This is a genomic window from Actinoplanes sp. NPDC049802 (genome assembly GCF_040656595.1).
Lineage (GTDB): Bacteria > Actinomycetota > Actinomycetes > Mycobacteriales > Micromonosporaceae > Actinoplanes.
The window spans coordinates 17,298-34,084 of sequence record NZ_JBFAMR010000080.1; the positions used below are offsets into that span (position 1 = coordinate 17,298).

Here is a 16,787-nt window from a genome sequence, read left to right on the forward strand (position 1 = left end):
AGGTCACTGATGAGTTTCGACGTCGAGCGGGTCCGCAAGGACTTCCCGATCTTCCAACGGGAGGTCAACGGCCACCCGCTGGTCTACCTGGACAGCGCCAACACCTCGCAGAAGCCGGTTCAGGTGCTCGACGTCATGCGTGCGCACCAGGAGCGGTACAACGGCAACGTGTCCCGCTCCGTGCACACGCTCGGCACCGAGTCGACCGAGGCCTACGAGGGTGCCCGGGCCCGCGTCGCGGCCTTCATCGGCGCGGCGAGCCCGGACGAGGTGGTGTTCACCAAGAACTCCACCGAGGCCATCAACCTGGCGGCGTACTCGCTGGGCCAGATGCTGCGGCTCGGCCCCGGCGACGAGGTGGTGATCTCCGAGATGGAGCACCACTCCAACCTGGTGCCGTGGCAGCTGCTCTGCGAGCGGACCGGTGCGACCCTGCGCTGGTTCGGCATCACCGACGAGGGCCGTCTCGACGAGACCGATCTGGAGTCCCTGGTCTCCCCACGAGCCAAAATCGTTTCGCTGGTGCACATGTCCAACGTGCTCGGCACGGTCAACGACGTCTCGCGGATCGCGTCCCGGGCGCGTGACGTCGGTGCGCTGCTGATGCTCGACTGCTCGCAGTCGGTCCCGCACCTGCCCCTCTCCGTGGGGGCGCTCGGTGCCGACCTGATCGCCTTCACCGGGCACAAGATGCTCGGGCCGACCGGCATCGGCGTGCTCTGGGGGCGGTTCGACCTGCTCTCCCGGATGCCCCCGTTCCTGGCCGGCGGGTCGATGATCGAGACGGTCACCATGGGCCGGACCACCTACGCCGCGCCTCCGGCACGGTTCGAGGCCGGCACGCCGCCGATCACCGAGGCGATCGGGCTCGGCGCCGCCGTCGACTATCTCACCGGGCTGGGCATGGAGGCGATCCACCAGCACGAACAGGACATCACACGGTACGCGCTGGACGCGCTCGCCTCCGTTCCCGGCGTACGGATCTTCGGGCCGGCGACGGTCGAGGGCCGGGGCGGCACGGTGTCGTTCGGCGTGGACGGGGTACATCCGCACGACGTGGGACAGATTCTGGACGCCCTGGGTGTCGAGGTGCGGGTCGGGCATCACTGCGCGCGGCCGGTCTGCTCCCGGTTCAGCGTCCCGGCGATGACCCGGGCCTCGTTCTACCTCTACACGACCATGGCGGAGATCGACGCCATGGTGCGCGGCCTCGACCAGGTCCGGAAGGTGTTCGGCTGATGATGCTCGACGGTCTCTACCAGGAGATCATCCTGGACCACTACAAGAACCCGCACGGGCGTGGACTGCGGGATCCGTACGACGGGGAGGCGCACCACGTCAACCCGACGTGTGGCGACGAGATCACCGTACGCGTGTCCCGCGATCTGCAGGAGATCTCGTTCGATGGTGTCGGATGCTCCATCAGCCAGGCCTCGGCGTCGGTGCTGCACGAGTTGCTGCAGGGCAAGGACGCGGCCACGGCCTCGAGGATCCACCACGCGTTCGTCGATCTGATGCAGAGCCGCGGCCAGATCGAAGCCGACGAGGAAGTCCTCGGCGACGGCGTCGCCTTCGCCGGTGTGGCGAAATTCCCGGCCCGGGTGAAATGCGCGCTGCTGCCCTGGATGGCGTTCAAGGACGCGGCGGCGCGGGCAGGCGTGGAGGTGGGCGTGAGCCCCGAGGTGAAAGCGTGACCGACTGCACCGAGCGGCATTCTGCCGGCGCCGTGTCGCGGCGTTGTGGGCGAGGGCCGGGAGGACATGCCCAGGGAGGGACAGCATGACCGACTGCACCGAGCGGCATTCTGCCGGCGCCGTGTCGCGGCGTTGTGGGCGAGGGCCGGGAGGACATGCCCAGGGAGGGACAGCATGACAGACAAGACCGACGTGGCCACTGAGGTGGCCTCGACCTCGAACGCTGCCCGGGTTCAGGCTTCGCCGGCCGACACGGCCCGGACCGTGGCTTCGGCTCCGGCGTCCGGTGCGGCTCCCGGCGCGGGCGAGGAGGTGCCGGACTGGCTGGCGGCCGAGCGGGCCGCCGCCGCTGAGGCCGGCGAGCCGGTCGAGGTGCCGGGCGTCAGCGTGTCGGCCACGCCCGGCGCCGCAACCGGTTCGAGCGCGCCGTCCGGGGCCGGCGCCGACGCGGTCGCCGCCGGTTCCGTCTCCGGCGGGACCGCGGTGAAGAAGGCGTCGATCGCGGACGTCGAGGAGGCGATGAAGGACGTCGTCGACCCCGAGCTCGGCATCAACGTCGTCGACCTGGGCCTCGTCTACGGCACGCATGTCGACGACGACAACGTGGTCACCATCGACATGACGCTGACCTCGGCGGCCTGCCCGTTGACCGACGTCATCGAGGACCAGACCCGGCAGGCCCTTACCGGTGGCCCGGGCGGCGGGCTCGTCAGCGACTTCCGCATCAACTGGGTGTGGCTTCCGCCGTGGGGCCCGGACAAGATCACCGACGACGGCCGCGACCAGCTGCGGGCGCTCGGCTTCAACGTCTGAAAGACCCGATCCGAAGGGCGGTACGCGTTCGGCGTGCCGCCCTTCGGTCTGTCGTCCTTCGGCCGGTTCCTCAGTCCGTGGTGCCGGTTCTTCGGTGGCCCCGGGCCGGTCGACGTACGGCCCTGGTGGCGGTCCTTCTACGGTCCGGTCCGGCTCGGCGTACGTCGGTGGTGCCGGTTCTTCGGCGGGTGGGCCCGCTCGGCGTACGTCCTGAGGGCGGTGCGTGATCAGGCATGCCGTTTCCTGTCGGACCCCGGTGGTAGAAACCGGGCATGACTTCGACTCCGCCGTTTCCCGAGATCCTCGCCCTGATCGAAAGCCGGTCCGCGGCGCTGCGTGACGCCGTCGACGCCGCGCCGGACCTGGCGGTCACTGTTCCGGGCTGCCCCGACTGGTCGCTCACCGACCTGGTCGTCCACCTCGGCGGTGTCCAGCGTTTCTGGGCCGCCACGGTCACCGCCGCCGACGACTCGGGGCCGCCTCCGCCCGGGCAGCGTGGGGAGAAGGAGCCGGAGGGCGACCTGTCGGAGTGGCTCAGCGAGTCCACCGGCCTGCTGCTGGACGCGCTGCGTGCCGCCGGGCCGGAGTCGCCCAGTTGGGCCTGGTGGGCCGAGTCGGGCGTGCCGTTGACGGCCGGAGCGGTCGCCCGTCATCAGGTGCAGGAGGCGGCTGTCCACGCCTATGACGCGCAGGAGGCCATCGGCAGACCCGAGCCGCTTCCGGCCGCTGTCGCCGTCGACGGGGTGAGCGAGTTCCTCACGGTCTGCCTGGGCTCACTGGGCGCCTGGCCGCATCGCCCGGCCCGGGTCGCCTTCCAGGCGATCGAGGGCCCGTCGTGGACCCTCGACCTGTCTCCGGCCGGCGCCCGGGCCGACCCACCGGCCAGCGGTGAGCCGGTCACCCGCATCCAGGCCACCGCGAGCGAGCTGGTGCTGGTCCTCTATCGGCGCATTCCCCTGACCGATGTCCGGGTCGACGGCGACCGTGCCGTCGCCGACCAGCTCTGCGCCTGGAGCAAGATGGACTGATCGACCCACCGTGGCGAGTCGCCGCGAGTCGTTCACCGCTGCCGATGGCGCGGGTGGCCGCGATCTCGCACGGGCGAGTGGGCGCATGGGCCGCGCCTGCCGTTTTCGGTCGGCTCGTGTCTTGTCGTGGGTTGGCGGCTCGGGCGGGATCCGGCGGAGGCCGTAGACGATCCGGTCGGATCTCGCCGCGTTCCGGTCCTCCCGGTGAGACGCGGGCTAAACGGCGGCCACGGCCTGCTCCCGTTCGGGGTGGGGGAACTCGTCCAGTGCCTGCCATGCGGAGAAGAGGAAGGGGGAGACGGTGACCGTCAGGTAGCCGATCGCGGCCAGCAGGGCGGCCGTGTGCAGGCCCAGCAGGTCGGTGGCCCACCCGCCGACGAGGCCACCGAGCGGGATGCCGGCCCAGGAGACGGCGATCAGGACACTGATCACCCGCCCGTGCAGGTGCGTCGGTATGCGCCGGTAGACGGAGGCCATCAGGATCGGGTTGACCGTCGACATGAGGGCGCCGGAGATCGCCGCGGTGGTGAGCACGATCCAGACGCGGTCGGTGAGAGCCAGAACCAGCAGTTGCGCCGGTCCGCCCACCAGGAAACAGATGCCGAAGGTGCGGCGCCGGGGCAGGCGTGGCGCCAGGACCGTGTAGAGGAGGTTCCCGGCGACCGCGCCCATGCCGAAGGCGGTGCCGATCACCCCCAGCGCGGCGGGGCCGTGCGGCCCGTCACGGACCCATACCGGTACGAAAACGGTCGCGAACGCCTGGTCGAACATGTTGGTGGCGAACAGCATCGCCATGACGCCGACGATGAGCCGATCCGCCCGGACCCATCGGAAGCCGTCGCGCAGCGCGTCCGCGTACCCCTGCTGTTCGCTCTCGGCGCGGGCCGCGGCGTCGGCGTGACCGACGCGGACGAGCACGCCGATGATGATCGCGCTCGCCGCGAAGGAGAGGGCGTCGAAGAGCAGGACCACCGCCGGGCCGAGCGTGGCTATCAGCACCCCGGCGAGCGGCAGGCCGACGAGGGTCGACGCGCGGCAGATGCCGTCGTACATCGCGGTGCCGCGTTCCGTGGAGAGCCCGGCGGCGGAGATCGTCCGCGGCAGCAGGGCGCGCTTGGCGGCGTCACCGAAGCCGCGTAACGCGCCGGCCAGGGCGATCAGCACCAGCAGCGCGCTGTACGAGACGCCGTCGCAGTAGGCGATCACCGGAATGCCGGCGACCGCCAGGACACTGGCCGCGTCCGCGGCCACGGCGGTGGGACGTGGGCCGACCCGGTCCACGATCGGGCCGCCGATCAGGCCGGACAGCACGTAAGGCAGCATCTCGGCGAACCCGGCCACCCCGGCCAGCAGGGCCGAGTCGGTGGTGACGAGGACCAGCCAGGGTACGGCGACGAAGGTGATCCGGCTGCCGATCATGGAGATCGCCTCGGCGGTGAGGAGGGCGCCCAGCTGGCGGTTCACCATGCGACGCGGGGGAGCCGGCCCGCGGGGGAAGTGAGCGACGGGCATCGACCGAACATAAGATCGGTGGCCGTTCGTGGCAAGACGGTCATCGATGTGATGCTCAGGCCGGCGGCAGGTGGTCGATCACGTTGTAGCGGTCCAGGGTCAGTTCCCCGGAACCGCCGTCGAAACGCGAGATCGAAGCGTTTCGTACGCTGCCCGCGTCCCGTTCCACCTCCAGCACCTCGTCCCAGCTCAACTGTTCGATGACAGCTCGCATCATCAGCACCACCGCGTCATGTGCGACGACGATCACCCGTTTCCCGGCGTGGTCGGCGTGCACGTCGTCCAGGAACGACTTCAGCCGGATCGCGATGTCGGCGAACGACTCCCCACCCGGCGGCGCGTACTCGAACTCGCCCGCTTCGGCCCGCCGTGCCGCCTCGTCCGGGAAACGGGCCGCGACCGCGGCGCGGGTGAGCAGTTCCAGTTCGCCCATCAGCCGGTCCACCAGCCGGTCGTCGGTGCGTGGCGCCGGCAGGTCCAGCCCCGACGACTCGGCCGCGATCCGCCATGTCTCCCGGGCCCGCAAGTACGGCGATGTGATCACCACCTGGGGCCGGCGGTCCTCCGGCAGGGTGCTCAGCCAGGTTCCCAGCGCCGCGGCCTGTTGCTCGCCGGTCTCGGTGAGTGGGACCTCGGCGTCGCGGCCGCTCACCACCGTCTCCATCAGCCCGTCCGCGTCGGCGGTGGGGAACGCCACGTTGGCCAGGCTCTGCCCGTGCCGGACCAGAATCAGTTCAGCGACCATGATCGGACCCTACCGATTCGGCCCCGGCCGGTCACGTTCCGAGTTCACCGGAAAGCGTCTGGTAACCGCGTTCCGCGCATGAAGTGACCCTCCGGTGCATTCGCACGGTCGTCCGGCACTGCGTGAGGCCGCCGGAGAGGCCCGGCCCCGTGGGGGTTCGGGCCGGGCCGCCGTCATCGAAAATCGGTGGCCGGCGGAGGGCACTCACGTCGAGGATGGCGGCATGATCAAATTGAAGCGTCATCCCGCCGTCTCTGTCGCCGTGGCCGATCGGGCCGTGCGACAGCAGACCGGCGCCGACGGGATCGTGGGTCGCCGGCAGCCGTCATGAGCGGGCCGTTCCTGGCCGGTGTGGTCGCCGGTTACGGCATCGCGGTGCCTGTCGGAGCCATCGGTGTACTCATCGCCGGGCTCAGCGCGCGGATCTCGTTGCGGGTCGGTGCGGCCGCCGGGTTGGGTGCGGCCACCGCGGACGGCATCTATGCCCTGGTCGCCGTCGTCGGCGGGGCGGCCGTCGCGACGGCGATCGCGCCGGTGGCGACGCCGCTGCGGTGGGCCGGCGCTGCGGTGCTGCTCGCTCTGGCGGTCTGGACGGCCTGGGGAGCTGTCCGCAGGTCCGCGGTGACGGAGCGGGCTGAGCGGCCGGCGACGGCCGTCCGGGCGTACGCCGGTGTTCTCGGGCTCACGCTGCTCAACCCGGCCACCGTGATCTATTTCGCGGCACTGGTCCTCGGCAGCGGCGGCGCCGGAGGCGGCGCGTGGTTCGTGATCGGCGCCTTCCTCGCCTCGGCGAGCTGGCAGCTGCTGATCGCGAGCGGCGGGTCACTGATCGGCCGGTTCCTCACCGGCCGGCGAGGACGCCTGATCACCGCCCTGGTCTCCAGCCTCGTGATCGCCGGCCTGGCCCTTCAACTGCTCGCCACTGGTTGACCTCCAGTCACATCGTGACGCGGTTGGGGCCCGGTGGGTGTGGGCCGGTGTGCGCTATGGCCGGCCCGCGGTCCGGCTCGGCTCGGCTCGCGTCCGCGGCTCGGCTCGCGTCCGCGGCTCGGCTCGCGCCCGCGGCTCGGCTCGCGCCCGCGGCCAGCCCCGCGCCCGCGCCCGCGCTGGAAGGTCATCAGAACTCCGGCCTTCAGGACTCCGCCGGTGAACGATCGAACCGGCTGAACAGAACGCATGACCGCCGATGTCCGGCCGGGGTCAGCTCCGCTGTCTGGTCGGGGAGTTACCCGACGCAGCCCGTCAGGGCCGGATGGGTGACAGGTGTTTGGCGGCCTCCCGGCGGGAGAGTGGGGACAAGCGGTCGCTCTGGGCAGCGAGGAAGGCGCGGACCGCGGCGGGGTCGGTGCGGGCGTGCTGGCGCAGCGCCCAGCCGATGGCCTTGCGGATGAAGAAGTCGCGGTGACCGGCCTGGGCGGCGCAGTAGCCGAACAGGCGGTCGGCGTCGGTCGCCGCGCCGTAGGTGAGCTGATGCAGGATCGCTGTCCGGATCAGCCACATGTCGTCGGCGCGGGACCACTCGTCCATCGTGGTGACCGTCTCCGGATGACGCCGCACCAGGCCGCCCGCCACGTGGGCGGCCAGCGGGTCCACTGTGTCCCACCAGGATTTCGTCACGATCAGCTCGGCAACCGTGTCGAGGAACGCGGGGCCGGGGACCTTGATGTTGGCGGCCAGGTAGTCGCAGGCGAACTGCTGGAACTCCCGCTCGTCACGGGACCAGCAGGCCAGCGCCACGTCGCGCAGCTCGGCCTCGGTCGGCCGTGGCAGGCCGGCCAGAGCCAGCCGGGCCCGGGCCCGCCGCACCGGGCTGGTCAGGCCCAGGAAGGGGAACAGGTCGCGCATGTAGGCCGCCGCCCCGACCGCCCGCACCGGATCACGGGCCTCGTCGAACGAGGCGGCGAGCCGGCCGACCAGAACCGTCGCCAGATCGCTCATGCCGTGCATCCTGCCACCGGGGTACGACAGGAATTCCCCGAAAGTAGGGTGATCGGAATGGGAGAACGTGCGGCCGCGGGCGGTGGCAAGTGGGTCGATGTCGCCCCCGCGCGGCTACCCCGATGGCTGGAGAACTTCGCGGCGCGCCATGGCCCGTACCGGGAGGAGGGCCTGACGGTGATCGCCGAGGACGGCGCGTCGGCGACGCTGCACGCGCCCCCGGGAGCCGGTCCGGCCACGACGCTGGATGAGCTGATCCGCCAGGCCAGGGCCCCGCGCCGGCTGGGGTTGCTGCTGGCCCGCAAGGGCGCGGTCGCCGTGGGCATCGCCGACGGCGACGACCTGGTGACCTCCAAGGTGGACACCCACTACGTGCAGGGGCGCACGGCCGCGGGTGGCTGGTCGCAGCAGCGCTTCGCGCGCCGCCGGGACAATCAGGCCAAAGCGGCCGCTGCCGACGCCGCCGGCATCGTGGGGCGCATTCTTCTTCCCGAGGTACGGACGATGGCCGCGCTCGTGGCCGGAGGTGACCGTGTGGCGGTGGACACCATCCTGTCGGCGCCGCAGCTGAGGGCGGTGGCCGCGTTGCGTACCGGAAGGTTGCTCGACGTGCCGGAGCCGCGGCACGCGGTCCTGGTGACCGCCGTGGCCGCGGCTCGTGCCGTGCCGATCCTGATCCGGGAGTGACTCAGGTCACCGCACCGGCCTTGAAGGTGTCGCACCGCTGCGGGTCGCCGCTCTCGTAGCCGACCCGGAACCACTGCTGGCGCTGCGCGGACGTGCCGTGGGTGAACTGCTCGGGGTTGACGTCGCCGCCGCCGCGCTTCTGGAGGGTGTCGTCGCCGATCTGCCCGGCGGCCTGGATGCCCTCCTGGATGTCGGCGTCGGTGAGGCTCTTGAAGATCTTGTCGCCGTCCTTGTCGGTGGTCGTCGAGGCGGCGCGGGCCCAGGCGCCGGCGTAGCAGTCGGCCTGGAGCTCCAGCTTCACCGACTCCTGGTTGGCGGAGTCCGGGTCGCGTTCCTGGCGCCGGCGCATCTCCGCCTCGGTGCCGAGCACGTCCTGGATGTGGTGGCCGTACTCGTGGGCCAGCACGTAGGGCTGGGCGAACTCTCCCGGTGCGCCCAGCTGCCGGGAGAGGACCTGGTAGAAGGAGAGATCGATGTAGACCTTGTCGTCGGCGGGGCAGTAGAACGGGCCGACGCCGGAGTCGGCCGCGCCGCAGGCGGTGCTGACCCGGCCCTCGAACAGATGGGTCTTCGCCGGGACGTACTGTTCGCCGAAGGACTCCGGGAGCTGGTCGCGCCAGTAGTCCTGGATCGATGTCACGTAGAGGCCGTTGCGGCAGACCACCTGCTGAAGCTGTTCGGCGCCGGTGCTGCACTGGGTGATCGGCTGCCCGGCCGGCCGATCGTCTTCCCCGCCCAGCGTGTTGATCCCGAAGTAGCCGCCGACCAGGGCGATGATCAGGGTGACCACGACACCGGCGATGCCGCCGCCGATCGGCAGCCCGCCGAGGCCCCCTCCGCCACCGGATCCGCGGCCGTCCTCGATCTGACTGGTGTCGATGTCGGCGCGTTCGTTGAGTTCCATCCTCGTCCCACCTTCACCACGGTTGCCCGGCGAGTACCCGTTGACCTCGCGAACTAATCGGGTGGGAGGTGCCGGTGGCCGCCCGGTAGACTGGTCGCGTGCTGCTCTGCGAAGGCTGACCTGCCCCGGCGCCGACCGTCATCCCCGATGGCCGGCGCTTTTCTGCGCCCTGAGTCAGCCGTCTCACCGAGAGCGAGAATTTTCATGATCACCGCCACCGGACTGGAACTCCGCGCCGGCGCGCGCATTCTGATCTCCCCGACCACGCTGCGGGTGCAGCCCGGCGACCGGATCGGCCTGGTCGGCCGCAACGGCGCCGGCAAGACCACCACACTCAAGGTCCTCGCGGGGGAGGGAATCCCGTACGCGGGCGCCGTCGAGCGGACCAGTGAGATCGGTTACCTGCCGCAGGATCCGCGGACCGGCGACCTGAACGTCACCGGCCGCGATCGTGTCCTGTCCGCCCGCGGCCTGGACAGCATCCTCGCCGAGATGCAGAAGCTCGAGGTTCAGCTCGAGGAGAGCGGCGACGAGAAGCTGGTCCGGCGCTACGGGCAGCTGGAGGACCGGTTCTCCGCCCTGGGCGGCTACGGCGCCGAGGCCGAGGCCGCCCGGATCTGCGCGAACCTGGGCCTGCCGGAGCGTGCCCTGGCCCAGACGATCGGCACCCTCTCCGGCGGTCAGCGCCGCCGGATCGAGCTGGCCCGCATCCTGTTCGCCAACTCGGGGCAGAACGGCAAGGGCATCCTGCTGCTCGACGAGCCGACCAACCACCTCGACCAGGACTCGATCACCTGGCTGCGCGGCTACATGGCGCAGCACAAGGGCGGCCTCGTGGTGATCAGCCACGACGTCGAGCTGCTCGACGCCGCCGTCAACAAGGTGTGGTATCTGGACGCCAACCGCGCGGTCGTCGACATGTACAACATGGGCTGGAAGACGTATCTGGAAGCGCGGGAGACCGACGAGCGCCGGCGCCGCCGGGAGCGGGCCAACGCGGAGAAGAAGGCCGGTGCCCTGATGGCCCAGGCCGACAAGATGCGTGCCAAGGCCACCAAGACGGTCGCCGCGCAGAACATGGCACGCCGCGCCGAGAAGCTGCTCGGTGGGCTGGAGGAGGTGCGCACCTCCGACAAGGTGGCGAAGGTCCGGTTCCCGAGCCCGGCCCCGTGCGGCAAGACTCCGCTGACCGCCACCGGCCTGTCGAAGTCGTACGGCTCTCTGGAGATCTTCACCGACGTCAGCGTGGCGGTGGACCGCGGTTCCCGGGTCGCCATCCTGGGCCTCAACGGCGCCGGCAAGACGACCCTGCTGCGGATGCTGGGCGGCCTGCTGGAGCCGGACACCGGCGAGGTGCGTGCCGGGCACGGGCTGCGGCTGGGCTACTACGCCCAGGAGCACGAGACGCTCGACGTGGACCGGACCATCCTGGAGCACATGCGCAGCGCCGCCTCCGAGCAGACCGACACCGAGCTGCGGAAGATTCTCGGCGCGTTCCTCTTCTCCGGCGACGATGTCGACAAGCCGGCCGGCGTGCTCTCCGGCGGCGAGAAGACCCGGCTGGCGCTGGCGACTCTGGTCTGCTCGGGCGCCAACGTGCTGCTTCTGGACGAGCCGACCAACAACCTCGATCCGGTGAGCCGGGAACAGGTGCTGGACGCGATCGCCAACTATCCGGGCGCGATCGTGCTGGTCACCCATGACGCGGGCTGTGTGCAGGCGCTGAAGCCGGACCGGGCGATCCTGTTGCCCGACGGCGACGAGGACGCGTGGAGCGACGATCTGCTGGAACTCGTCGAGTTGGCCTGACCCCCCGATCATCGCCAATCGTCAGTTGTCAACTGGTGCCCACACAGACAGTGCGATGTTCGGGCGTTTGCCAACAGGCCGGGCACCCGGCGGGGCTTCGTTCCCAAGGTCGGGTGTCACGCCATGGAGCGATCACAGCACTCTCCGGAGCGATCGAGGGGCTCCCCTCGATCGAGTGTTTCCGCAGGTGATCGATGGTCTTGGGCGGCGCCTCGCCGGGCCGGAATTGCGTGCCGAGAGGCTGCCGCCAAACTGTCTGACATTGATGCCCGTGGTAACCGTCAAGTTCCTGACAGTAATAAATGGGCACGTTCACGGGGGCTGGATGCCTGGCGCATGATCGTCCGAGACGGTGTAATAGGTGGGACCGTATCTGACCGCACTGTCTGCGACGTGAGGATTCAAGATGGCAGCCACTGGCACAGCTACCAGTACTGAGAAGGGTCGTCGAATCGTCGGTAGCGAGCGGCAGTCGCTCGCCAAGGACCTGGTGAAGCGTTACACCGGCGGCGAGAGCATCCGCGCGCTGGCCGCGTCCACCGGCCGTTCCTACGGATTCGTGCACCGCGTGCTCACCGAGTCCGGTGTGCAGTTGCGCCAGCGTGGTGGCGCTCGCCGCCGTAAGAAGGCGTGACGACCGGCAACGCCGGACCCGCTCCCACCGACGAGGTTGGCGTTCGCTACGAACAGGACGGGCCGGTCGCGACGGTGACGTTGTGCCGGCCCGACGTTCTCAATGCCCAGACTCCAACCATGTGGACGGAGCTGGGCAACATTTCCCGGAAATTACCGGGTGACGTCCGGGTCGTCATTGTCCGGGGCGAAGGCCGCGCGTTTTCCGCCGGCCTGGATCTGTCGGTCGCACGGGGCGACGGCGATTCTTCTCTGGCCACCCTGGCGCAGTTGTCGGCGTCCGAGTGCGCGGATCGGATTGCCGGGTTCCAGACCGCCTTCACCTGGTTGCGCAGTCCGTCCATTGTGACGATTGCGGCTGTGCAAGGACATGCGATCGGCGCCGGCTTCCAGCTCGCGCTGAACTGCGACATGCGTGTCCTCGCCGACGACGCGCGGTTCTCCATGGCCGAGGTCACCCTCGGGCTGGTGCCCGATCTCGGTGGCACGAAACGGCTGACCGAGCTGGTCGGCCCGTCCCGGGCGCTGGAGATATGCGTGACCGGCCGGCGGCTGGCGGCCGACGAGGCGGACCGGATCGGCCTGGCGACGGCCGTGGTCCCCCGTGCCGAACTCGACGGGAGGGTGGCCGACCTCGCCGCGGCGGTGCTGGCCGCGGACGGCGGCGCGGTCACCGAGATCAAGGCCCTGCTCGCGGGCGCGCCCCAGCGGTCGTACGCGGAGCAGGACCGGGCCGAACGTGAGGCCCAGACCCGCCGGTTGAGCGAACTGCTGAGTTCCGGGGAGTAGATCACCTCCCGGGATTGTCGTACCCACGGGGCAGACTGTTCTCTGCCCCGTCGAACGGCACCCGGGAGGTGACATGTCCAGCTGGAGTGTCCTGCGCTCGATCCAGAACGCGGACCGGGTCAGCAAGCACCGCGTGCGCGAGGGCACGTCCCGGCGGATTCTGCGGTTCGCCGTGCCGTACCGGCGCGACATCACGGTGTTCCTGGTGACCGTGGTGCTCGCCGCCGGCATCGGCGTGGCCACCCCGCTGCTGGCCGGCGATGTGATCAACGCGATCACCGCCGGGCAGTCCTCCGCGGTGATCCGGCTCGCCCTGGTGATCGCCGCGCTCGCCGTCGCCGAGGCGCTGCTGTCACTCGCCCAGAGGTGGTATTCGGCTCGCATCGGCGAGGGCATCATCCTCGATCTGCGCACCCGGGTCTACGACCACGTGCAGCGCATGCCGTTGCAGTTCTTCGCACGGACCCAGACCGGCGCCCTGGTCAGCCGGCTCAACAACGACGTCGTCGGCGCGCAGCGGGCGTTCACGTCGACGCTCTCCGGCGTGGTCAGCAACGTCATCCAGCTGACCCTCACCGCCGGCGTGATGTTCACCCTGTCCTGGCAGATCACCGCGTTGTCGCTGCTCCTGCTGCCGGTCTTCATCGTGCCGGCACGACGGGTGGGGAAACGGCTCGCCGAGATCACGCGCGAGTCGTACAACCTCGACGCGAAGATGAACGCGACGATGACCGAGCGGTTCAACGTCTCCGGCGCGCTGCTCGTCAAACTCTTCGGGCGCCCGGACACCGAGGCGGCCCGGTTCGGTGAGCGAGCCGGCCGGGTCCGCGACATCGGGGTCCAGCAGGCGATGTATTCACGGACCTTCTTCGTGGCGATGCTGCTCGTCGCCTCGCTCGCGCAGGCGTTGACGTACGGGCTGGGTGGCTGGCTGGCGGTTCGCGGCGACGTCTCGGCCGGCACCGTCGTCACCCTGGCGCTCCTGCTCACCCGGCTGTATGGCCCGCTGACCGCGCTCAGCAACGTCCGGGTCGACGTGATGAGCGCGCTCGTCTCCTTCGACCGGGTCTTCGAGGTGCTCGACCTGGAACCAGGCATCGCCGAGAAGCCGGACGCCACACCCATCCCGGCCGGCTCCGGGCTGATCGAGTTCCGGGACGTGCGGTTCCGCTACCCCAGCGCCGATGAGGTGTCGCTCGCCACCCTGGAAGACGTCGCCAGCCTCGACCAGCGGGAGAACGAAGAGGTCCTCGCCGGGCTCGACTTCACCGTCGAGCCGGGCCAGATGGTCGCGCTCGTCGGACCGTCCGGCGCCGGCAAGTCCACCACGTCGATGCTGGTCTCCCGGGTCTACGACGTGACCGGCGGATCCGTCCGGATCGGTGGTGTCGACGTGCGCGACGCCACCCTCGAGTCGCTGCGGGACACCGTCGGCGTCGTCACCCAGGATTCACATCTGTTCCACGAGACCATCGCCGACAATCTTCGGTACGCACGACCGGACGCCACCGAGGAACAGATGTGGAACGCGCTGGCCGGCGCACGCATCGCCGGCCTGGTCAGGGCCCTGCCGGACGGGCTCGACACCGTCGTGGGCGAGCGCGGCTACCGGTTCTCCGGCGGGGAGAAGCAGCGGCTCGCCATCGCCCGGCTGCTGCTCAAACAGCCGTCGATCGTGATCCTCGACGAGGCCACCGCCCATCTCGACAGCGAGTCCGAAGCCGCCGTGCAGCGGGCTCTCGCCGAAGCGCTGCGTGGACGGACGGCGCTGGTCATCGCACATCGGCTTTCCACCATTCGCGAGGCCGACCAGATTCTCGTACTGGATCAGGGAAAGATCGTCGAGCGAGGCCGGCACGAGGAATTGATCGTGGCGGGCGGGCTTTACGCGGATCTTTACCGGACCCAATTCGCGGAACTCCCAACCCGGGAATCGATCATCGGCCCCTTGATCGGCGAGCAGACCGGACAGGCCGGATCCGTGCGCTGATTCTCCGCCCCGTAATCGTCACGAAGGGTTCTTCGGATCATGCGCGCGGCGATGGCGAGCCGGGTGACGGTGCAGGAGCCCGCGCGCGGGCAGGACACCCGACCGGCCGCCGATGCCGGCGGCTCGGCCCGCCGGGCCTGGTACCGCGGCGGATGGATCGGCGCCGGGGGTGCGGGCTGGAGGATCCGTGCTGAAGGCCGCGCCGGGGACCAGGGCCGCCGGGTCGGTGCCGGCCCCTGTCGTTGCGGGGGTGGAGTCGGCCGGGTTCGTGCCGGCCCTCGTTGTGGCGGCGGTGGAGTCGGCCGGGTTCGTGCCGGCCCTCGTTGTGGCGGAGGCGGGGTCGGCCGGGTTCGTGCCGGCTACATCCGGGGTCGAGCCCGCAGGATTCGCCCCGACCTCGGCCGTGCTTGCCGTGCGCGCTGTTCCGCTCGCCGGTCCGGGCGGCCGTGCGGTGCCGCCGGCCGGACCCGACAGACCGCCGGCGGAGGCGGGCGGCTCCGGAGGGCTGGAAGTCGCGAAGCGGGCCGCCAACGGTTTCGCGGTCACGCCGTGGGCGAAGACGCTGAGCAGGACGGTCACGCCGATCACGGCAATCGCGCGGTCCGCCTGCGGGCCGAGATCCTCGACGGCGAGCATCGCGAAAACGATCGAAGCCAAGCCGCGTGGGCCGAACCAGCCGATGAAGGCGACCGTACGCGGTGGAATGCCACTGCCCAGGAGAGCCAGGGCCACCGGCAGCATGCGGATCACGGTGAGGCTCAGGACCGCGTACCCGATCACCAGCCAGTCGGTGTGGGCGATGACGAGCGGCACCGCGAACGCGCCGAAGATCAGCCACGTCAGCAGGGAGGCCAGGCCGGCCGTCTGCTCGACGTAGAACACCTCGGTCGCGCTGCCCCGGCCGGCCGCCGCGCCGAACACGATCCCGGCCACGAAAGCGGCCACGAAACCGTTGCCGCCCAGCCCGTGCGTGCCCGTGTAGACCGCCAGAGCCAGAGCCAGCACCCCCGGGCCGGCGAAATCCTCCGACGCCCAGCCCCGCGCCCGGGCGGTACGCATCGAGCGGCCGCCCACCAGCCCGGCGCCGGCGCCGACAGCCACCCCGATCGCCAGCTCGGCGAGAGCCGCGTGCGGGGTCCCGCCCATCGCCGCGGCACCGGCGATGGCGAGCGTCACCACCGGGGTGGCGATACCGTCGTTGAGTCCACTCTCCACATTGAGTGTCCGCCGGATCCGTTCCGGCACCGACGGATCGGTCATCACCGCCGCGCCCAGCGCCGCATCCGTCGGCGCGAGCGCCGCGCCGACCAGCAACGCCAGCCAGAACCCCAGCTCACCGAAGAACAACGCGGCCAGCAGTGTGCCCGCCAACATCGTCAACGGCAGGCCCACCCCCAGCAGGCGCGCGAAAAGCCCCAGATCGGCCCGGAACTCCGGCAGCCCCACCCGGGACGCGTCGGCGAACAGCACCCAGACGAGGGTGACCTCTGCCAGCAGCCGCACCACCTCACGGGTGGCCTCCGGATCGGGCATCGGCCCGCTGGAGAGCAGCAGCCCGGCGGTCACGAACAGGATGGGTGCGGTGAGGTCGGCACGGCCCAGCCGCGCTGACCACAATCCCCAGGCGAACACGGCCAACAGCACCAGTGCTGTCGCCGCTTCATTCATACGCCGATCAGATCGCGAGACGGCGCCTACCCGGATCACCCCGGCCGGATGACCGGCGCCGCACCGGACCGCCGCGCGGCTTCCGGGACTGTTCCGGATTCTGGCTGATTCTTTTCGGCTGCTCGTGAGCGCTGACCCTGCTGGCCAAATCGCCAGCCCTGCCCGCCTGCACGCCCACCGGGCGGGGGCGCACAGCGCACCGACGGTGTGCCCCGAGCACCGCTGTGACACTCGTGAGCGACCGGACAAGGCCCTGCGTGCGTGCCGAATCGCTCGGGCCCCGTCTGCCCGCCGGGCGGGCGCCCACAGCGCACCGACGGTACCCTCGGCGTCCCGGCGTCCCGGCGTCCCGACGCCTTCCTTATCGTCCTGGCGTCCTGGCGTCCCGCCGCCCTGGCGTCCTGGCGCTCTGGCGTCCTGGCGTCCCGCCGCCCTGGCGTCCTGTCGGCCTGTCGTCCGGTGGTCGGAGGGCCGGCCGTGCGGGGCGATGTGTGCTCGGAGAACGTGACACCCGTAGTGGGTGTGACGACACCCGTTGCGGGTGTCACGTCTGCGGAACACAGATAGCCGAGATCCG

At 70.6% G+C, this 16,787-nt stretch carries 15 protein-coding genes; 10 read left to right on the forward strand and 5 right to left on the reverse strand.

Annotated features, from left to right (window positions below):
- Positions 1 to 9 precede the first annotated feature (9 nt).
- The 4 genes from AB0I88_RS34670 (at position 10) to AB0I88_RS34685 (ending at position 3,535) form a co-directional block, all read left to right on the forward strand.
- Entirely contained in the window at positions 10 to 1,239 is a 1,230-nt protein-coding gene (locus AB0I88_RS34670) for a cysteine desulfurase (protein WP_361034636.1), read from the forward strand.
- Positions 1,239 to 1,694, forward strand: coding sequence for a Fe-S cluster assembly sulfur transfer protein SufU (gene sufU, locus AB0I88_RS34675; RefSeq protein WP_361034639.1), 456 nt, complete (start codon positions 1,239 to 1,241; stop codon positions 1,692 to 1,694). Before AB0I88_RS34670 ends, sufU begins: the two co-directional genes overlap by 1 nt.
- A gap of 312 nt (positions 1,695 to 2,006) precedes the next feature.
- Complete coding sequence (locus tag AB0I88_RS34680; RefSeq protein WP_361034678.1) at positions 2,007 to 2,507, forward strand: metal-sulfur cluster assembly factor; 501 nt, start codon at positions 2,007 to 2,009, stop codon at positions 2,505 to 2,507.
- Positions 2,508 to 2,779: 272 nt separating this feature from the next.
- Positions 2,780 to 3,535, forward strand: a complete 756-nt coding sequence (locus AB0I88_RS34685) for a maleylpyruvate isomerase family mycothiol-dependent enzyme (RefSeq protein WP_361034642.1) — start codon at positions 2,780 to 2,782, stop codon at positions 3,533 to 3,535.
- A gap of 216 nt (positions 3,536 to 3,751) precedes the next feature.
- Here the strand turns inward: AB0I88_RS34685 and AB0I88_RS34690 are convergent, their stop codons facing one another.
- Both AB0I88_RS34690 and AB0I88_RS34695 read right to left on the reverse strand, forming a co-directional pair.
- Positions 3,752 to 5,047 carry an MFS transporter gene (locus tag AB0I88_RS34690; protein WP_361034645.1) on the reverse strand — a complete coding sequence of 432 codons (1,296 nt, stop codon included), beginning with the start codon at positions 5,045 to 5,047 and terminating at the stop codon, positions 3,752 to 3,754.
- 55 nt (positions 5,048 to 5,102) lie between these two features.
- Positions 5,103 to 5,792 carry a histidine phosphatase family protein gene (locus tag AB0I88_RS34695; protein WP_361034648.1) on the reverse strand — a complete coding sequence of 230 codons (690 nt, stop codon included), beginning with the start codon at positions 5,790 to 5,792 and terminating at the stop codon, positions 5,103 to 5,105.
- 327 nt (positions 5,793 to 6,119) lie between these two features.
- Between AB0I88_RS34695 and AB0I88_RS34700 the strand changes: the two genes are divergently transcribed.
- Positions 6,120 to 6,722, forward strand: coding sequence for a LysE family transporter (locus AB0I88_RS34700; protein ID WP_361034651.1), 603 nt, complete (start codon positions 6,120 to 6,122; stop codon positions 6,720 to 6,722).
- A 312-nt stretch (positions 6,723 to 7,034) separates the two neighbouring features.
- Here the strand turns inward: AB0I88_RS34700 and AB0I88_RS34705 are convergent, their stop codons facing one another.
- The gene (locus tag AB0I88_RS34705) at positions 7,035 to 7,730 is read right to left on the reverse strand and encodes a DNA alkylation repair protein (RefSeq protein WP_361034654.1); all 696 of its coding nucleotides are present in this window, start codon (positions 7,728 to 7,730) and stop codon (positions 7,035 to 7,037) included.
- 57 nt (positions 7,731 to 7,787) lie between these two features.
- On the opposite strand from AB0I88_RS34705, the gene AB0I88_RS34710 reads away from it, so the two are divergent.
- Complete coding sequence (locus AB0I88_RS34710) at positions 7,788 to 8,417, forward strand: acVLRF1 family peptidyl-tRNA hydrolase (RefSeq protein WP_361034657.1); 630 nt, start codon at positions 7,788 to 7,790, stop codon at positions 8,415 to 8,417.
- 1 nt (position 8,418) lies between these two features.
- On the opposite strand, the gene AB0I88_RS34715 is transcribed toward AB0I88_RS34710, so the two are convergent.
- Positions 8,419 to 9,321 carry a neutral zinc metallopeptidase gene (locus tag AB0I88_RS34715; protein ID WP_361034660.1) on the reverse strand — a complete coding sequence of 301 codons (903 nt, stop codon included), beginning with the start codon at positions 9,319 to 9,321 and terminating at the stop codon, positions 8,419 to 8,421.
- A gap of 204 nt (positions 9,322 to 9,525) precedes the next feature.
- Between AB0I88_RS34715 and AB0I88_RS34720 the strand changes: the two genes are divergently transcribed.
- The 4 genes from AB0I88_RS34720 to AB0I88_RS34735 all read left to right on the forward strand — a co-directional run bounded on the left by AB0I88_RS34720 (position 9,526) and on the right by AB0I88_RS34735 (position 14,542).
- Positions 9,526 to 11,130, forward strand: a complete 1,605-nt coding sequence (locus AB0I88_RS34720; protein ID WP_361034663.1) for an ABC-F family ATP-binding cassette domain-containing protein — start codon at positions 9,526 to 9,528, stop codon at positions 11,128 to 11,130.
- 406 nt (positions 11,131 to 11,536) lie between these two features.
- Complete coding sequence (locus AB0I88_RS34725) at positions 11,537 to 11,764, forward strand: helix-turn-helix domain-containing protein (RefSeq protein WP_020510159.1); 228 nt, start codon at positions 11,537 to 11,539, stop codon at positions 11,762 to 11,764.
- Entirely contained in the window at positions 11,761 to 12,552 is a 792-nt protein-coding gene (locus AB0I88_RS34730) for an enoyl-CoA hydratase/isomerase family protein (RefSeq protein WP_361034666.1), read from the forward strand. The genes AB0I88_RS34725 and AB0I88_RS34730 overlap by 4 nt, the downstream gene beginning before the upstream one ends.
- 73 nt (positions 12,553 to 12,625) lie before the next feature.
- Complete coding sequence (locus tag AB0I88_RS34735) at positions 12,626 to 14,542, forward strand: ABC transporter ATP-binding protein (RefSeq protein WP_361034669.1); 1,917 nt, start codon at positions 12,626 to 12,628, stop codon at positions 14,540 to 14,542.
- 18 nt (positions 14,543 to 14,560) lie between these two features.
- On the opposite strand, the gene AB0I88_RS34740 is transcribed toward AB0I88_RS34735, so the two are convergent.
- Positions 14,561 to 16,210, reverse strand: coding sequence for a cation:proton antiporter (locus AB0I88_RS34740; protein WP_361034672.1), 1,650 nt, complete (start codon positions 16,208 to 16,210; stop codon positions 14,561 to 14,563).
- Between the last annotated feature and the right edge of the window lie 577 nt (positions 16,211 to 16,787).

What these genes read in the sequence shown, in the direction of transcription:
- AB0I88_RS34670 (WP_361034636.1), top strand. Translation starts at nt 10, where the DNA reads ATGAGTTTCGACGTCGAGCGGGTCCGCAAGGACTTCCCGATCTTCCAA.
- sufU (WP_361034639.1), top strand. Translation starts at nt 1,239, where the DNA reads ATGATGCTCGACGGTCTCTACCAGGAGATCATCCTGGACCACTACAAG.
- AB0I88_RS34685 (WP_361034642.1), top strand. Translation starts at nt 2,780, where the DNA reads ATGACTTCGACTCCGCCGTTTCCCGAGATCCTCGCCCTGATCGAAAGC.
- AB0I88_RS34690 (WP_361034645.1), bottom strand. Translation starts at nt 5,047, where the DNA reads ATGCCCGTCGCTCACTTCCCCCGCGGGCCGGCTCCCCCGCGTCGCATG.
- AB0I88_RS34695 (WP_361034648.1), bottom strand. Translation starts at nt 5,792, where the DNA reads ATGGTCGCTGAACTGATTCTGGTCCGGCACGGGCAGAGCCTGGCCAAC.
- AB0I88_RS34700 (WP_361034651.1), top strand. Translation starts at nt 6,120, where the DNA reads ATGAGCGGGCCGTTCCTGGCCGGTGTGGTCGCCGGTTACGGCATCGCG.
- AB0I88_RS34705 (WP_361034654.1), bottom strand. Translation starts at nt 7,730, where the DNA reads ATGAGCGATCTGGCGACGGTTCTGGTCGGCCGGCTCGCCGCCTCGTTC.
- AB0I88_RS34710 (WP_361034657.1), top strand. Translation starts at nt 7,788, where the DNA reads ATGGGAGAACGTGCGGCCGCGGGCGGTGGCAAGTGGGTCGATGTCGCC.
- AB0I88_RS34715 (WP_361034660.1), bottom strand. Translation starts at nt 9,321, where the DNA reads ATGGAACTCAACGAACGCGCCGACATCGACACCAGTCAGATCGAGGAC.
- AB0I88_RS34720 (WP_361034663.1), top strand. Translation starts at nt 9,526, where the DNA reads ATGATCACCGCCACCGGACTGGAACTCCGCGCCGGCGCGCGCATTCTG.
- AB0I88_RS34725 (WP_020510159.1), top strand. Translation starts at nt 11,537, where the DNA reads ATGGCAGCCACTGGCACAGCTACCAGTACTGAGAAGGGTCGTCGAATC.
- AB0I88_RS34735 (WP_361034669.1), top strand. Translation starts at nt 12,626, where the DNA reads ATGTCCAGCTGGAGTGTCCTGCGCTCGATCCAGAACGCGGACCGGGTC.
- AB0I88_RS34740 (WP_361034672.1), bottom strand. Translation starts at nt 16,210, where the DNA reads ATGAATGAAGCGGCGACAGCACTGGTGCTGTTGGCCGTGTTCGCCTGG.